This window comes from Phaeocystidibacter marisrubri (genome assembly GCF_008933165.1).
Classification (GTDB): Bacteria; Bacteroidota; Bacteroidia; order Flavobacteriales; family Schleiferiaceae; genus Phaeocystidibacter; species Phaeocystidibacter marisrubri.
Genome location: NZ_WBVQ01000003.1, coordinates 19,170 through 35,373, shown reverse-complemented (window position 1 = coordinate 35,373; position 16,204 = coordinate 19,170). Strand labels below are relative to the sequence as shown.

At 46.1% G+C, this 16,204-nt stretch carries 12 protein-coding genes; 2 read left to right on the top strand and 10 right to left on the bottom strand.

The window, feature by feature from the left end; translation table 11 throughout:
* Nucleotides 1-152: 152 nt before the first annotated feature.
* From F8C82_RS14780 to pfkA, 9 genes are read right to left on the bottom strand one after another with little or no spacing between them, the layout of a single operon-like run.
* Nucleotides 153-1,955: an MFS transporter gene (locus F8C82_RS14780; protein ID WP_170266266.1), complete on the bottom strand. Its 1,803-nt coding sequence runs from the start codon at nucleotides 1,953-1,955 to the stop codon at nucleotides 153-155.
* A 19-nt stretch (nucleotides 1,956-1,974) separates the two neighbouring features.
* Nucleotides 1,975-2,349, bottom strand: a complete 375-nt coding sequence (locus F8C82_RS13320; protein ID WP_151694117.1) for a methylglyoxal synthase — start codon at nucleotides 2,347-2,349, stop codon at nucleotides 1,975-1,977.
* On the bottom strand, nucleotides 2,349-3,770 hold the full coding sequence (locus F8C82_RS13315; RefSeq protein ID WP_151694116.1) for an alpha-amylase family glycosyl hydrolase: 1,422 nt from the start codon (nucleotides 3,768-3,770) through the stop codon (nucleotides 2,349-2,351). Before F8C82_RS13315 ends, F8C82_RS13320 begins: the two co-directional genes overlap by 1 nt.
* Complete coding sequence (locus F8C82_RS13310; protein ID WP_151694115.1) at nucleotides 3,767-6,112, bottom strand: alpha-amylase family glycosyl hydrolase; 2,346 nt, start codon at nucleotides 6,110-6,112, stop codon at nucleotides 3,767-3,769. The genes F8C82_RS13315 and F8C82_RS13310 overlap by 4 nt, the downstream gene beginning before the upstream one ends.
* Nucleotides 6,113-6,118: 6 nt before the next feature.
* Nucleotides 6,119-8,437 carry a family 65 glycosyl hydrolase domain-containing protein gene (locus tag F8C82_RS13305; RefSeq protein WP_151694114.1) on the bottom strand — a complete coding sequence of 773 codons (2,319 nt, stop codon included), beginning with the start codon at nucleotides 8,435-8,437 and terminating at the stop codon, nucleotides 6,119-6,121.
* 8 nt (nucleotides 8,438-8,445) lie between these two features.
* The gene (gene pgmB, locus F8C82_RS13300) at nucleotides 8,446-9,096 is read right to left on the bottom strand and encodes a beta-phosphoglucomutase (RefSeq protein WP_151694113.1); all 651 of its coding nucleotides are present in this window, start codon (nucleotides 9,094-9,096) and stop codon (nucleotides 8,446-8,448) included.
* Entirely contained in the window at nucleotides 9,093-9,968 is an 876-nt protein-coding gene (locus tag F8C82_RS13295; RefSeq protein ID WP_151694112.1) for an ATPase, read from the bottom strand. Before F8C82_RS13295 ends, pgmB begins: the two co-directional genes overlap by 4 nt.
* A 25-nt stretch (nucleotides 9,969-9,993) precedes the next feature.
* On the bottom strand, nucleotides 9,994-10,986 hold the full coding sequence (gap, locus tag F8C82_RS13290) for a type I glyceraldehyde-3-phosphate dehydrogenase (protein ID WP_151694111.1): 993 nt from the start codon (nucleotides 10,984-10,986) through the stop codon (nucleotides 9,994-9,996).
* The gene (gene pfkA / locus F8C82_RS13285) at nucleotides 10,986-11,969 is read right to left on the bottom strand and encodes a 6-phosphofructokinase (RefSeq protein WP_151694110.1); all 984 of its coding nucleotides are present in this window, start codon (nucleotides 11,967-11,969) and stop codon (nucleotides 10,986-10,988) included. Before pfkA ends, gap begins: the two co-directional genes overlap by 1 nt.
* A 140-nt stretch (nucleotides 11,970-12,109) precedes the next feature.
* Here pfkA and F8C82_RS13280 point away from each other — a divergent pair, with 140 nt between their 5' ends.
* Together F8C82_RS13280 and F8C82_RS13275 are read left to right on the top strand one after the other, a co-directional pair.
* Nucleotides 12,110-12,847 carry an NUDIX hydrolase gene (locus F8C82_RS13280; RefSeq protein WP_151694109.1) on the top strand — a complete coding sequence of 246 codons (738 nt, stop codon included), beginning with the start codon at nucleotides 12,110-12,112 and terminating at the stop codon, nucleotides 12,845-12,847.
* Between the two features lie 18 nt (nucleotides 12,848-12,865).
* On the top strand, nucleotides 12,866-15,685 hold the full coding sequence (locus F8C82_RS13275) for a DUF4961 domain-containing protein (protein ID WP_151694108.1): 2,820 nt from the start codon (nucleotides 12,866-12,868) through the stop codon (nucleotides 15,683-15,685).
* A 22-nt stretch (nucleotides 15,686-15,707) separates the two neighbouring features.
* Here F8C82_RS13275 and F8C82_RS13270 read toward each other — a convergent pair whose 3' ends face one another.
* The gene (locus F8C82_RS13270; protein WP_151694107.1) at nucleotides 15,708-16,058 is read right to left on the bottom strand and encodes a carboxypeptidase-like regulatory domain-containing protein; all 351 of its coding nucleotides are present in this window, start codon (nucleotides 16,056-16,058) and stop codon (nucleotides 15,708-15,710) included.
* Between the last annotated feature and the right edge of the window lie 146 nt (nucleotides 16,059-16,204).

Genomic DNA, 16,204 nt, shown 5'->3' with positions numbered 1-16,204 from the left:
TTTCAAGCAGACATTTTACGGACAATTCTGCATTCGCCGAAGAACGCGGCTTAGCGCTTTAAACTTCACGAAGAACTAGACCATTGGTCGTTATTTTGTCCAATAAAAAAAGCGACGAATTCCCTCGTCGCCTTTCCTTCATTTCGCAAAGTTTACTCAACCAAAGGTTCATTTGGATGGCTGAATAAGGGTTCACGTATACGCAGGGTAAATAGAGCTGCCAGAACCATGAATACTCCTCCAAACATCAAGTAATTGATGCTGTAGTCATTGAAGAAGGAATGAATAATCGGGCCTCCGATAAATCCATTGATGATTTGAGGAATCACAATGAAGAAGTTGAATATTCCCATGTACACCCCCATCTTATTGGCAGGTAATGAATCTATCAACAGAGCGTAAGGCATCGCCAAAATACTTGCCCAAGCAATCCCCACTCCTATCATGCTTACCCATAAGTAGTCTGCATTGTGAACAAATAAAAGACTGATCAATCCAACGCCGCCCAACATCAGAGACGCAAAGTGTACAAACTTTCTACTCGTCGCCTTGGCGAGTGGATTCAAGAGAAAGGCAAAAATGAGTGCTATAAAATTGTAGATCCCGAACATCACTCCAGTTTGATCCCCTGCGGTTTGATGTTCCTTCGCCAGGCTCTTTAGCTTACTTATTAGTTCGAGCCCTTCAATACTTCCATGTTCCATTACTGCTGAAGTAAGAGCACTTCCAACAACGATATCATCTCCCTTGTCTATGGAGCTTTGAACCAATTCATATCTTTCTTCAAGTATACCCTTAAAGAGTTCAGGTTTCGAATCTTTAAGCTGAACCACTTCTTCCCAAATCTTCGATTCATCCATCAATATTCCTTGACTTACAAACGATGAAATGGAACTGTTAATGAAGTACCTATCTTCCGAACTCGGATTCAAATTGACCAATCCTTCTACCGCCTTGTGATAACTTTTGAGCTTGTCCTTATCAAATGAAGATGTATCAACCTCCAACAAGCGTTCTTTCAAATCCATATAATCGGCAGCCCCTAATTCTACATCGTACACATTCTGTGCGATAGAATTGGTCGTATAAACCCACATGGTAAACAATCCGAACCATGAAAAGAATTGAACGAGAGCAAGTCGCCTCATTCTCAATGGCATCTTAAGCGTGTCTCTAAAGATGTCAGCAAACATGTTGGTCTTTTCTTTCTTCTCTGTAGTTCCCTGAAATTTCGCAAAATCTTCAGGCGGATACTCCTTAATCGTCACGATGGTATACAGAATGGTAGCAATTAAAATAATGGCGCCTACATAGAATGACCAGACCACATTTGGAGCTACAGAACCAGCAATAGGCTCATTGGATATACCGAAAACAGTGTTCAAAATCTTAGGAAGCAATGAACCCAGAATTGCCCCTACACTTATCAGAATAGTCTGAACACTAAACCCGAGAGTGCCTTGACGCTTTGGAAGCATATCACCAACTAGCGCCCTAAATGGCTCCATACTTATGTTAAAGCTGGCGTCCATGAGTGCTAGAAAAATCACTCCCATCCATAAGATCGCCGAAAGCCCTAAGAATTCAGTAGCCTTGAGTGATTCTCCGGCGAGGACATCTGAATTGGGAAGGAAGATGAGACCCAACGCTGCGAGTATCGCACCCACTAAAAAATAAGGCTTCCGTCGCCCAAGCTTCCCCCAAGTATTATCACCCATATGTCCAATAATCGGCTGGACGATCAGACCAGTGAACGGAGCAACTAACCAGAACATACTCAACTCGTGGACATCGGCACCAAAGTCAGTTAAAATCCTACTGGCATTTCCATTCTGTAGGCCAAAACCCATCTGAATTCCTAAGAATCCCATACTGAGGTTAATTACAGAGCCAAGTGAAAGGGAGGGCTTCTTCACTTTGGAAGAGTCAGCGTGCATAGGTTGATTCGCTGCCATTTCTTGTTGAATTAGGTTCTTACTCCGCCAACAAGCCTGCAAAAACTAGTTCTGCCGTTGCTGGGTTAGTTGCCAAGGGTATATTGTGAACATCGCATAAACGCATGAGCATTGCGATATCCGGCTCATGTGGATGCTTGTCTAAGGGATCTCGAAAGAAGAAGACTGCATCAATCTCGCCCACTGCCAATCGCGCGGCAATCTGCGCATCACCACCTCTAGGACCACTGAGCACTTTTTGTACGGTTAACCCCGCTTGCTCTACATGTCCACCTGTGGTGCCCGTAGCCACCAAGGCAATGTCAGCTCTCTTGAATAAAGTGAGATTGTTTCGAAGAAAAGTGACCATATCCGCCTTCTTTCCATCGTGCGCTATTAAGGCAATGGTCCTCATTATTCTACTCCAGTTATCTGTGAAGAAAATACCATGTACTCATACGGACCTAGATCCATGGCTCCGGTAGATTCCAAGTTGAGTAGGTTTCCGGTAAACACTTCCTCATAGGTGTTGGTTTCGATGTTGCCATTGTAGGTGAAACTTGTAGGTACATTGGACAAGTTGATGAATACAATCACCGTATTGTCTCCTTTCTTACGAGTGAAGGCGTATACATTCGCATCGTTCGTGGTAGTGATTTTCTCCTGCTCTCCTCCATCGGGAGCGTTCCAAAGTGCAGGGTTAGCCGTTTTGGTTTTGATGGCGATGGCGTAGAAGGCCTCCAAATTTGGATTCTTCCAAGTGACAGTGTCTTTGTAGAAGAACTCTAGACGGTGATCAAGACCTGCTTCCTGACCACTGTAGATCAGCGGCATGCCATGCTCATAGGTAGCACACAATACAAAGAACGCCTTATGACCATCACCATAACGCTCGTAAACAGTACCATTCCAAGAGTTCTCATCGTGGTTGGTGGTAAAGAGCATTTTCATAGCATCGGCAGGATATGCCGTATCGAGATGACGTTTGTAATCGTCAAAGGTGGTTGCATAAGCTTTGCCCTTGGCCACTTCATTTGTGCGGTGATGGAAATCCCATCCATACGTCATGTCGAATACATCGTGCAAGTAAGGCTCATCCCACTCTGCCAACATGAAAATATCGTCTTTTACATCGTGTAATTGTGGAATGGCAGATTGCCAAAATTCATGTGGAACATATCCCGCAACGTCACAACGGAATCCATCAATATCAAATTGACTAATCCACCAACTCATCTCTTCCACCATGGCCTTGTGTAACCCTGGCTCGTCATAGTTTAAATCCGCCACATCAGTCCAATCCGTTAGCGTTCCGTCATTGTTTCTCGCTACACTGATGTCACCATTTTCATCGTGATTGTAAAACTCAGGGTGCTCTGATGCCCAATGGTGATCAAATGCGGTGTGATTGGCCACCCAATCTAGAATCACTTTCATCCCCAATTCATGGGCCTTATCTACCATGGCCTTGAAATCCGCTTCGGTTCCAAACTCTGGATTAACGGCGGTATAATCAGAGATAGAATAGTAACTACCCAAAGATTTACCGTTGTCTTTAGGATCCTTACGCCCTTGCATGCCAATTGGCTGCACAGGCATTATCCAAAGGATACCCACTCCCATTCTCGATATCCGATCTAGGTCTTGCGTGAAGGCAGCAATCGTCCCTTCTGGTGTATGCTGACGGATATTGACCTCGTAGATAGATGCGGTCGACTTCCAACCTATGTTAGATGCAAACTCGGATGAGGTTTCCGTCGAAGTAGACTTAGACTTATTATCGCATGCAACGAGTAAGGTTACCGCTGCCAAACCAGCAATGAAATGCTTCTTCATGGAGCAATTGTTTTAAGGATTAGGGCTGATGTTCCTCCCAATTGACCATCTATTGAGCGAGAACCGAACAGCGTGATGGCATTGGATGGGATGGATGGAAGATCAATAGGTTCTTTGCTTCTGTTTATGTAGATATCTATCTGAGTGTTCAAGTATCTACGAGTGATGTGTATGACTCTGTCGTCCATGGCTTCAATTTCCGCAGTACCGTATACCAATGCCATTTCGGAAGAACGAAGTCGCTCTAACTCGCTCACCCATTCCCGCAAACGCACTTCATCAGCATCCAAATCGTCAAACTTCATCAAACGGCGATTATCTGGATCATTCGCTCCGGGAGATCCGTATTCATCTCCGTAATAGATTACAGGAATTCCGGGAATGCTATGATTGAACACCTGTAGTAAGGCGAGTTTCTCATATCCTTCCTTCGAGGGTTTTCCAATGTGCCGCGTGTATCCCGCCAACTTCTGATCTTCACTGAGGGAAACGTCGCCGGAGGCAATGGAAATGAAGCGAGAGCGATCTTGATTGCCAGAAATGTAACCCATGGTGTTGTGCTGACCGTAGTAGTTCCAGCTGTTGTTCATTACATCTACAATCCGCTCGATTGGAATGGCTGAATCTGTTAGCACACCCACAATAGCATCGTAAGCGTTGAAATCGAATTGAGCGTCTAACATCCCCGTTGAAAGGTAGCTAGCAATGAGTTCTGGCGAACCGTAGGTTTCACCAATCTGGTAAATCTCTTTGCCGGTTACATCCGTCACGCGGTGCTTCACCTTCTTGGTTAACGTGCGCCAAAAGAGCAGATCGATGTGTTTGGTTGCATCGTGACGGAATCCGTCAAAGTCGTAGTCGGTAACCCAAGTGATGGCAGAATCGGTCATTGGGTCAACCACTTCCCACTTTCGCAAATCTAGCGTGGGCAGGTGATTGTCGAACCAAGTAGTGAGTCTGTGATCGTCCCATCTCTCTGTATTCAAACTTCCGTCGGGCAAATACAAGCTGGTGGCCCAATCTGGATGTTGTTCGTAAAGGGGATGATTTTGATGAATGTGATTGGCTACATAATCCAGCACTACATTGTAGCCTTTCGCATGTGCTTCATCCAATAGTTGATGAACGAGTTCAGGGTTGCCAAAATGCGAATCAATGAGCGTATTACTGGTTGGCCAATATCCGTGATAAGCCGAAAACTTAGTGGTCACACCCCCTTTATTCCATAGCCCCCACGCATCCCTTGGACCGCGAGTAATAGGCGACAACCAGATGGTGTTTACGCCTAATTGATCGAAATAACCCTCGCGCAATTTTTGGAGAATTCCTGCAATATCGCCTCCTCTAAAGTCGGCTTGTGGCAATACTTCTCGACTGTTGATGGGATCGTCATTGGTCGAATCTCCATTGGCGAATCGATCGACCATCATAAAGTACATACGTGCTGAATTCCAATCGCCCCTATCGAGCTTCGCCGCATCCATAATGGGCTTGCCATCTAACAATGGCACTCTCAATTCACGGGTCCAACCCGCTTCATTGGCTGAGAAAAAGCGCAGAGTAGAACGCCCAGCTGTTTTGGCAGCAACCGGAATATTCACGGCAATCTTTTCCTCTTCATAGGAGATGCTTTCCTCTGGTAGTCTATAATTCTCCCAAAGAACAATCAGCTTTTGATCAGGACCTAGATTGTTTTCTAGGTTGATTACTCCTTCTTCTAAATCTCCAGCTGTTTGCAATTCAACGGGCATTTCTCCTTTGGGCTTCACTTCAATAATGGAATTGAAGCCCCCCATACCATTACTTACTCGATCGGCCGTTGGATTCTCATATTCCGTTTCGTTGTGGAAGAGCTTGTACTCGTGGATGCCAGGTTCTAGTTCAAGTACCGCTGTCCAAGAATCTCCTTTTAACACCATAGTATCTGCTGTGCGATTCCAGGCATTAAAGGTTCCAAAAAGAGTAGGAGCTGAATCGAACATATCGGCCGGAACGGAAATCTCCACCTCCATTCTGCGCGAACGATGCATGATGATATCATATCCAAATCCACCTGAATACAGGGTAATCACGGATTCCATCGGTAGATTCTTCTCTGGTTCTACGTATGAAAAACCGAGGGTGTCTGGCAGACTTACTCTAACTCCTTCTGGATACTTTACTGAATCCGCAGGCTTTCCGAGGTAATCGAATTCATTGATCTCCGCACCATCATTTCCAAGCTGAATAGCCGTTGCTAGTTTCGTAATTACCGGATTTTCCGGATAGCTCACGCTGGGTTCGTTTTGAGACTGACAAGCAATGAGCGGAATAAAAACGAGAAGGGCTAGATGCTTTTTCATGACGAGTTACTTCGTTAATTCGAGTTTGATTTCACCATTGGCCGCCACTCTGTGAACGTGCGGACCATAGTGGAACTCCGCTTCCACATCGGATACATTCTCCACTTTCAAGGTGGAGTGGGTGACATTCACTTTTAGCACAGCTCCACGCCAGCGCAACATAAAGTGAAGGGCTTTCCATCCTTCAGGAAGCAGCGGTTCAAACACCAACTTCTCCTTTATGATCTTCATTCCTCCAAATCCTTGCACTACCGACATCCAAGTTCCAGCCATACTGGTGATGTGTAGTCCTTCGTGAACCTCGCGGTTGTAATCGTCAAGATCGAGACGAGCAGTGCGGAGATACAGTTCATAAGCCTTTTCACCATAGCCAATTCGACTCGCTAAAATCACATGTACACAAGGCGAAAGCGAGCTCTCGTGAACCGTCATCGGTTCATAGAAATCGAAGTTTCTGCGAATGGTGGCCTTGTCGTATTGATGCTCGAAGAAGTACAATCCTTGCAATACATCTGCTTGCTTGATAAAGCATGAACGCAGAATTCTATCCCAGCTCCAATGCTGGTTAATCGGACGTTCTTCTACCGCGAGTGATGAAGCTGGACGCAAATCTTTGTCTAAAAATCCATCTTGCTGTAGGTAAACTTGCTGCTTGTCATCAAACGGAATGGCAATATTGGCAATGATTTCATGCCACTCTTTGGTCTCCGTTTCTTCGTCAAAATGAGTCTTTTCTACCAACTTGGCATAAGCGTCAGGATGGTTTTCCTTTAGCTCGTCAATGACCTCCAAGGTATACGCCATGGTCCATGTGGCCATTTTGTTGGTGTAGAAGTTATTGTTGACGTTGTTCTCGTATTCGTTGGGTCCTGTCACACCGAGCATCACGTACTTACCACGCGCTTCGCTCCAATTCACGCGCTGTGCCCAGAATCGGCTAATGGCCAAAAGAACTTCAAAGCCGTATTCGTGAAGATAATCGCGATCTAGTGTATGACGAACATAGTTGAAGATACCGTAAGCAATGGCGCCATTTCGGTGAATTTCTTCAAAGGTGATTTCCCACTCGTTGTGACACTCCTCCCCGTTCATTGTCACCATTGGATACAGAGCAGCTCCATTGGTAAAGCCCAATTTCTCTGCGTTCTCTATCGCTTTTTGAAGGTGATTGTAACGATAAATCAAGAGGTTTCTAGCCACAGATTGATCGGTTGTAGAGAGGTAGAATGGCAAACAATACGCTTCGGTATCCCAATAGGTAGACCCACCATATTTCTCTCCGGTAAACCCTTTTGGTCCGATGTTCAATCGAGGATCTACTCCGGTGAAGGTTTGGAAGAGATGGAAGATATTAAAGCGAATAGCCTGTTGTGCTGCAGGGTCGCCATCAATGATGATATCACTGGTAGACCACTTCTCCAACCATGCATTTGCGTGTTCTTCGTACAAGGCATCAAAACCATCGCGCATTGCTTCACTGGCCAATGTATCGGCAGCAAGTGCGAGGTCTTTGGTTTTGTAATTCATGCTCGACGTGATACCAGCATACTTGTAAATGGTATACGTCTTCCCTTGTTCTACACGGAGCTCAACAGTGTTTGAAACGAATTTCTCACGTTGATCCGTGTTCGGGTAAAGTGTAATGTGCTGATCGCCTTCTGCAACTTCGAATCGCATGGCGGCGCTCACCTGGAAATCGAGCTTCTTCGTTTTGGCGGTAACCGTGCCCTTTTGAGCCGCTACGCGTTCTTCAACGCTATCCCAAAACTTCTCTTCCCAGTTGGCGTCATGGTTTTCAACGTCAAAATCTAGGTAAGGAGTGACGACAACCGCCCCCTCAAAATTCACAGGAGTAAAGGAATACGCAATGGCACCTACCTCATCTCTCACCAAGCTCAAGAAGCGCTTAGAATCTATACGAAGGGTTTTGCCATTGGTAAATTTCACATCAAAAGAACGAGACAACAATCCGTGCTGCATGTCAAGTTCTCTGCGGAAATTTGATACTGCGCAGGCATTCAAATCGAGCTGCTCACCATCTACAGAAATATTGATTCCAATCCAGTTCACGGAGTTGAGAACCTTGGCGAAGTATTCAGGATATCCATTCTTCCACCAACCCACTTTCGTTTTGTCGGGATAATAAACTCCCGCCACATAACTACCCTGAAGGGTGTTGCCCGAATAGGTCTCTTCAAAGTTGGCGCGTTGCCCCATTCTGCCGTTACCAATACTGAAGATACTCTCACTCTTCATGTGGTTCGCTGGGTCCCAGCCTTCTTCAACGATCTTCCACTCGTCTATTTCGAGATAGCGCTTCTCCATGGATGCACTTATATTTTATTGATAATGTCTTCTTGAAGTCGGATTCCCTCTAAGTTAGGAATCACAATGTGAGCCTTGCCCAAGATGTCTGGTGAACCCACACCCACCACTTTCATGTGGCCGTTGATGGCCGCTTCAACGCCAGCCTGAGCATCTTCAAACACCAAACAATCTTCAGGAGGTAAGCCCAGTTGTGCTGCACCCGTGAGAAACACTTCAGGGTCTGGTTTTGATGCAGAAACGACCGTTCCGTCAACGATGGCATCGAACTCATCAATGAGCTTTACTCGCTCTAAAATCACGCGAGAATTCTTGCTGGCCGAACCCAACGAAATGGACAGTCCAGCATCTTTTGCCTGACGAATGATATCACTTGCACCGGGAAGAATTTCACCTTCATCCATGGTTGCAATGTGCTCTAAATACCACTCGTTCTTGATGGCCATCCATCTTTCTATCTCTGCCTCGGAGAGCTGAATATTTCCCCAACGCATGATTTTCTCGATCGATCCGCGGCGACTCACACCTTTGAGCTGCTCATTCTCCTCTTCGGTGAAGTTTACCCCTAGCTCCTTTGCCATACGGCGCCAAGCTAAGAAGTGATACTTTGCTGTATCGACGATTACTCCGTCTAAATCGAAGATTATTCCCCTAATCATACTTTCTTGAGTAGCTCGAGAACGCCCAAGCGCTCTATGTGGTAATTGACCAACAGGTTCACCGGTTTAGCCTGAGTTCTTCCGTATTGCAATCCGGCCTTCTTGACTTCCTTCTTCAGGATGTCTTCAAATTGCTTCGCCACAGAACCGACAAAGTTCACCTCGGCAGATTCTGCTTCTGGATAGCATTTCACATGAATGTCCAAGAACTTGGCAAAGCCATTTGCTACCATGGCTCTAATCCAACTGTGGCCCGCATGATCTCCAGCAAATCGGGAGAACTCAGCCAGATAAACATTGGCGTGAGGTTCATTATAAACACGTTGAATGATCTGATCTTTTGACGTCTTGTAGGTATCTACAAATGCTTCATGAAGATCTTGCGGTAATCGTTTGTACAAGAAATCTGCTACCAAACGCTTTCCAATCCAACTGGCGGAGCCCTCATCACCTAAAATATAGGCCAGTGCTGGAACCTCTTCACGAACGTTAATGCCATCGAAGTAGCAACTGTTGGAGCCTGTTCCGAGAATACAAGCAATTTCTGGCCTGCCTTGATATAAGGCAAACGCGGCTGCATTGAGATCGTGATCTACATGGATTTCCGCATTGGGAAACACCTGTTGTAAACCGTCAATGACAATGGCTTTCAATTGAGCTGTGGAACAACCCGCGCCATAGAACCAGATATTCTGCACCTCTAGTAAATAGGGCGCCATACCGCGTTCCTGACTCATTTTGTGACGAATCAAATCCGACGAATGAAAGTAAGGGTTGAAGCCCATTGTGCTCCAACGCCCCACCTCTTTACCACCCTTATCAATAAGGACCCAATCGCACTTCGTCGATCCGCTTTCAGCGATAAATATCATGCGGTCAGAATTAAGTTAGGCCGACTTACAAATTAGCAGCTCTCTCAACCATATCGGCCATTCGAGCTGAGTATCCGGCTTCGTTATCGTACCATCCCAGTACCTTAACCATGTTCCCATTTACCGAAGTAATGTCACTGTCAAAGATGCAAGAATGCTTATTACCAATAATGTCGGTAGACACAATCGGCTCATCGGTATATTCGAGAACTCCTTTGAGCTCTCCTTCTGCAGCCTCTTTCATAGCTGCATTGATTTCTTCTGCGGTAACCGCTTTCTCCAACTCCACAGTTAAGTCTGTGGCAGAACCTGTAATGGTAGGAACGCGCATGGCGTATCCATCCAATTTTCCATCCAACTTTGGAAGGACCAATCCCACCGCTACGGCGGCACCCGTTGAAGTTGGAATCATACTTTGAGCTGCCGCACGCGCTCTGCGAAGATCCTTGTGAGGACCATCTTGCAAATTCTGGTCGGCGGTGTAGGCGTGAATAGTGGTCATGAACCCCTTCACAATGCCAAACTTCTCATCCAAAACTTTGGCCATTGGAGCTAAACAATTGGTGGTGCAGCTTGCGTTAGAGAACAGCGTTTCTTCTGAAGTGAGTTGTTCGTCGTTCACTCCTTTCACGATGGTTAGGAGCTTACCACTTGCCGGTGCACTTAGCGCAACTCGCTTTGCTCCAGCTTTGAGGTGCTTCGACATTTTCTCAGCATCGCGGAAAATACCGGTAGATTCGAGAACTACATCGATTCCTAATTCTCCCCATGGAAGAGCTTCAGGATCACGCTCAGCGTAAACGCGAATGGTTTTGCCATTCACAATTAAGCTGTCTTCCGAATGACTGATGGTTCCGTCAAATTTGCCGTGAGCCGTGTCGTACTTGAGCAGGTGAGCCAAGGTCTTGGTATCGGTAAGATCATTGATAGCCACTACTTCAAGTCCACCTTTTTCTAAAAGGTTTCGGAAAGTCAGTCGTCCAATACGACCGAACCCATTGATTGCAATCTTTCTCATCAGATAGCGAGGATTTTAGAGATTCGTAACATTTCTGGATCGAGCTGAGCCTTATTCATCACTGCTTGTTGCAGGAATGTATAGGTGAGTTCTTCGTCTACCATACCCGCCATTACATCAAATCGTCCGTTGAGCAGGCCTTCAACTGCTGCAACGCCCAATTTACTAGCGGTGACACGGTCAAAGCAACTAGGTGCTCCGCCGCGTTGTAGGTGTCCGAGGATGGTCACTTTTGTATCGAGTTGAGGGAAGTGCTCTCGCACTTTATTGGCAATAGAAAAACTGTCACCCAGCTTGTTCCCTTCTGCAACCACCACAATGTTGGATGTTTTCTTGTTGCTTGCCCCCTTTTCTATTTCCACAAATAAGTCTTCGTACGACTTATTCTGTTCGGGTAAAATCACATCTAGCGCCCCAATGGCAACAGCCGTATTCATGGCGATGAAACCGGAATCACGCCCCATCACCTCCACAAAGAAGAGGCGATTGTGCGAAGACGCTGTATCGCGGATTTTATCGATGCAATCTACCACTGTGTTAGTTGCTGTGTCGTACCCTATGGTGTAATCTGTCCCAAATAAGTCATTGTCGATGGTTCCAGGAATGCCAATTACTGGAACACCGTGGGCCTCGAAAAAGCGATGCGCCCCTGTAAAGGTGCCATTCCCTCCAATGACAATCAAACCATCAACCCCGTGCTTTTGAAGTTGCTCGTAAGCTTTCATCTGTCCAGCCTCGGTTTTAAATTCTTCACTTCGGGCCGACTTCAGAATTGTCCCCCCTAAGTTCAAGATATTTTTCACCGATTTTGAGTTCAATTCTTCAAAATCTCCTTCAATTAAACCGTCGTACCCACGCTTGATGCCAAAAATGCGTTTCTCATAAAAAACGGCAGTTCTAACCACGGCGCGAATGGCAGCATTCATACCCGGAGCATCCCCTCCAGAAGTCAATACAGCTAAAGTCTTGATGGCTTTCGACATATTCGGTTGTAATTCGAGAAAGACAAACTTAGTGTAAAATTGACACTTATTACGTAACTTGGTCGAAATTTGATGAGTTTGGACCTCTACGAGCCACGGAACTGCAAGTTGTTATCTTTGCCAGATAAGTCCGACTTTTTATGAAAAATAGAGTGATAAATCCCAATGTTTCTGTCGACTGCGTCGTTTTCGGCTTTGACACTCAATCACTAAAAGTGTTATTGATTGAACAAAAGGCTGTTGAAGGCATGTCTGGACATCAGGCGCTACCTGGCGACCTCGTGTTGAACGACGAGAGTTTAGACGATGCGGCAGCACGCGTTCTAAAAGAACTAACGGGAATTGAAGGGATTTTCCTCCGTCAGTTTCACGCCTTTGGCGATCCTAATCGCGTGAAGCAAGTTCAGGATTTGGATTGGTTGAAGAGTTATCGCGATCAACCGGAAGCCCGAGTAATCACGATTGGTTACTATGCCCTTGTCAAGATGGACGAATTCCAAACGGAAGCTTCCAGCTTTGCCGAAAGGGTTTTCTGGCAAGACATTCATGAAATTCCAGAATTGGCGTTCGACCACAACAGCATCATGCAACGAGCATTAGACCGTTTGCGTGAAGAGTTTGAAAATCGCCAAGTGGGATTCGAATTGCTTCCAGAAAAATTCACGTTGAGCCAACTTCAATCACTCTATGAAGCGATTGAGGACCGCGAACTCGACAAGCGAAACTTCCGCAAGAAAGTACTCAAAGAGAAACTCGTCACGGCACTCGATGAAAAACAAACAGGCGTGGTACACAAACCGGCTCGCCTGTATAAACTCAACCTCGAAGTTCGGAGTAAATCTCCTGTTCACGGCAGCTTTGTGACCGTGAAATTTTGAGTCGGACCCACTATACACATGAACAGACTTCTCACATCCATCTTCGCACTTTGCCTTGGCATTAGCTCACTTGGACAAGTTTCCATCACCCCAACTTTTGCCACTCAAAACGATACGGTAATTGTCACTTTTGACGCCTCACAGGGAAACGGAGCATTAGTGGGTGTGAACACAGTATATGCCCACACAGGGGTAATCACCAATGTTAGTACTTCTCTAGCAGATTGGCGCCATGTGCAAGGAAACTGGGGCACCGATGATGCGAGACTAAAAATGACATCACTGGGCAACAATGTCCACGAGATCAAATACCACATCAATACCTTTTACAGTGTTCCCACGAGCGAAACCGTAACGCATCTCGCTTTTGTGTTTCGCGATGTGACGGGAAACACCGTAGGTAGAGCTTCGGATGGATCAGATATTTACGTTCCCATTTACGCGGGAACATTCGCCGCAGCCATCACTTCCCCTGCGGGAGGTGTGGGAACAATCGCAGACGCCAGCGACAGCGTGATTCTGGCCGGACAATCGTCCTTGCCCGCCGATTTAGAATTTAGTGTGGATGGAACTCCCATTGCTTCGGCGACAAACACCACCACATTAAGTCACAAGTTGTATTTCAACACGCTTTCTCCAGGACTTCACAGTATTGTTTTTACTGCCGATAACGGTAACACCATAGTGGGAGACACCCTCGAAATCACAACTCGCACAACAACTCCCGTTGCGGCAAAACCGAGTTGGGGAAAACCGGGGTACCAATGGAGAAACGACTCCTTGTATCTAGAATTGACAGCTCCAGGAAAGGATTACGTTTATGTAATAGGTTCTTTTAATGATTGGAAGTTGGATGAACCGTACCAGATGAACGTCACTTCCAACGATTCTACTTTCTGGATTGCACTCGATAACTTAACGCCAGGAGCACCTGTATCCTTTCAGTATTACGTAGGCCCAGATGCCATTCGAATTGCTGATCCCTACAGCACTATGGTACTCGATCCGTGGAACGACCAATGGATTCCCGATTCAACCTACCCCAATTTGCCAGACTATCCCACAGGATTGACCACGGAACCGGTGACCTACACCGATCCAAATGCGGCAGAATACAACTGGGACAATAGCTACACCTACACTCGCCCCGATCGTGAAGAGCTCATCATCTACGAAATGCTCATCCGAGATTGGTCGGCAGCTCACACCTATGCCGAAGTCATCAATCGATTGGACTACTTAGATACGATGGGTGTAAATGCGATTGAACTGATGCCCATCATGGAGTTTGAAGGCAATGAATCTTGGGGGTACAACCCGAGCTTTTTCTTCGCAGTTGATAAATACTACGGTCCATCAAATGAGCTGAAACGCTTCGTTGACACTTGCCACAAGCGCGGTATAGCCGTTATTCTCGACCTCGCCATCAATCATGCCTTTGGTCAAAACCCACTGGTACGGATGTATTGGGACGGCGCGAATAATCGTCCTGCTGCAAATTCTCCGTGGTTCAATCCCGTTGCAAAACACGACTTTAACGTGGGGTACGACTTCAACCATGAAAGCCGTGAAACCGAGTACTTCACCAAGCGCGTATTGTCCTATTGGATTGAAGAATTCCGAGTGGACGGCTACCGAATGGACTTGTCGAAAGGATTCACCCAAAAGAACACGTTGGGAGATGTGAACGCATGGGGACAGTACGATCAAAGTCGAGTTGATATCCTCACTAACTACGCCAACACCGTTTGGGCCCTCGATTCGACGAACTACATGATTCTTGAGCACTTTGCCGACAATTCCGAAGAGAGCGTCCTCAGTGCTAACGGTATGATGCTTTGGGCGAACATGAACCATGAGTACAGCGAGGGAGCGATGGCTTGGTCGTCTAATTTTTACGGCGTAACACACAAGAGCAGAGGCTGGTCAGACATGCATGCCGTTGGATTCATGGAAAGTCATGATGAGGAGCGCATGGTGTACCGTAACAACAATTTCGGAAATGCGAACACCGCCTATAGCACTCGACCGTTAGACACAGCCTTGAATCGTGTCGCCTTGGCAGCCACCTTCTTTTTCACTGTACCCGGCCCTAAAATGCTGTGGCAATTTGGCGAAGTAGGGTATGATTACTCCATCGACTTCAACGGCAGAGTTGGCAACAAACCGATACGTTGGGATTACATTGCCAACCCAAAGCGCAGAGCATTGTATGCTCATTTCGCTGAACTCAACCGACTCAGAGCCCAACACGACATCTTCAGAAAGGATGGAAATTGGGAACTCAGCATGGGTGGATATACCAAGCGAATTGGACTTTCGAATGACACCATGAATGTGATCGTTCTAGGAAATTTCAACATCATCACTAGCACTATTGACCCCGACTTTGACCACACAGGAATGTGGTACGAATACTTCAGCAACGACAGTTTAATGATAGAAGATGTGGACAGCGTCCTCACTTTCCAACCGGGGGAATACCGCATTTACAGTGATATTCGACTCAAAGCTGCACCGTTTGTAGAAGAACCCGTTGACACCCTTCCAGAACCTCCAACAGGTAATCGTGTAGAAGTATATCCAACGGTAGTAAGCCATTCTGATGTCCTCTTTAACATCGGCACCACCAAGGCGAATTACTTGGAAATCTACATTTACGATGTGGCGGGAAATCAAGTGTGGAGTTATGAAGAATACGGCATGGACCCTGGAGGAAGCGTCGTGTATTGGAACACTCTCACCAATTCTGGTCGCCCAGTATCCAACGGGATGTACATCTATCGAATCAACCGATTAGGCACTACGGAGAGCGGTAAAATTGTGATTGCTAGATAGAGATTCGAGAGTGAGCATGGACTTACTCTTCTATTTCCATATCATCAGCAGGTGGAGACATATTCACTTCCACTGTGGTTATTCTACCCACTTTAGCCACCACCTTTATTTCTTCAGATATACCATACCGAACGTGGTCCACCACTAGCATGTATTCCCCTGGCGTTACGTCTGGGAATTCAAATTTACCATCGTAATCAGTTCGGGTGGAGTACGTCAATTCACCGTCATAGAGCAAATACACTTTGCCATTGATGACCGCATCCACAAAGGGACCCTCTTTTACTAGTGCTTCTCCCTTTACCGAAGCAATCTGAGCATATCCAGTAAAACTCATCAGAGAGAGAAGTAGTAAAAAGACGTGACGATTCATGTTTCGAAATATTAGTATTTGGGCTGTAAAGTAAAACGAAAGCTCTTCGAAAATATTGACCACACTCCTATTCTAGGAAGAGATCGTTCATCTGATCTAGATGGATCTGAAAAGCACACTCATAAATCGAATCAATTCCCACGTTA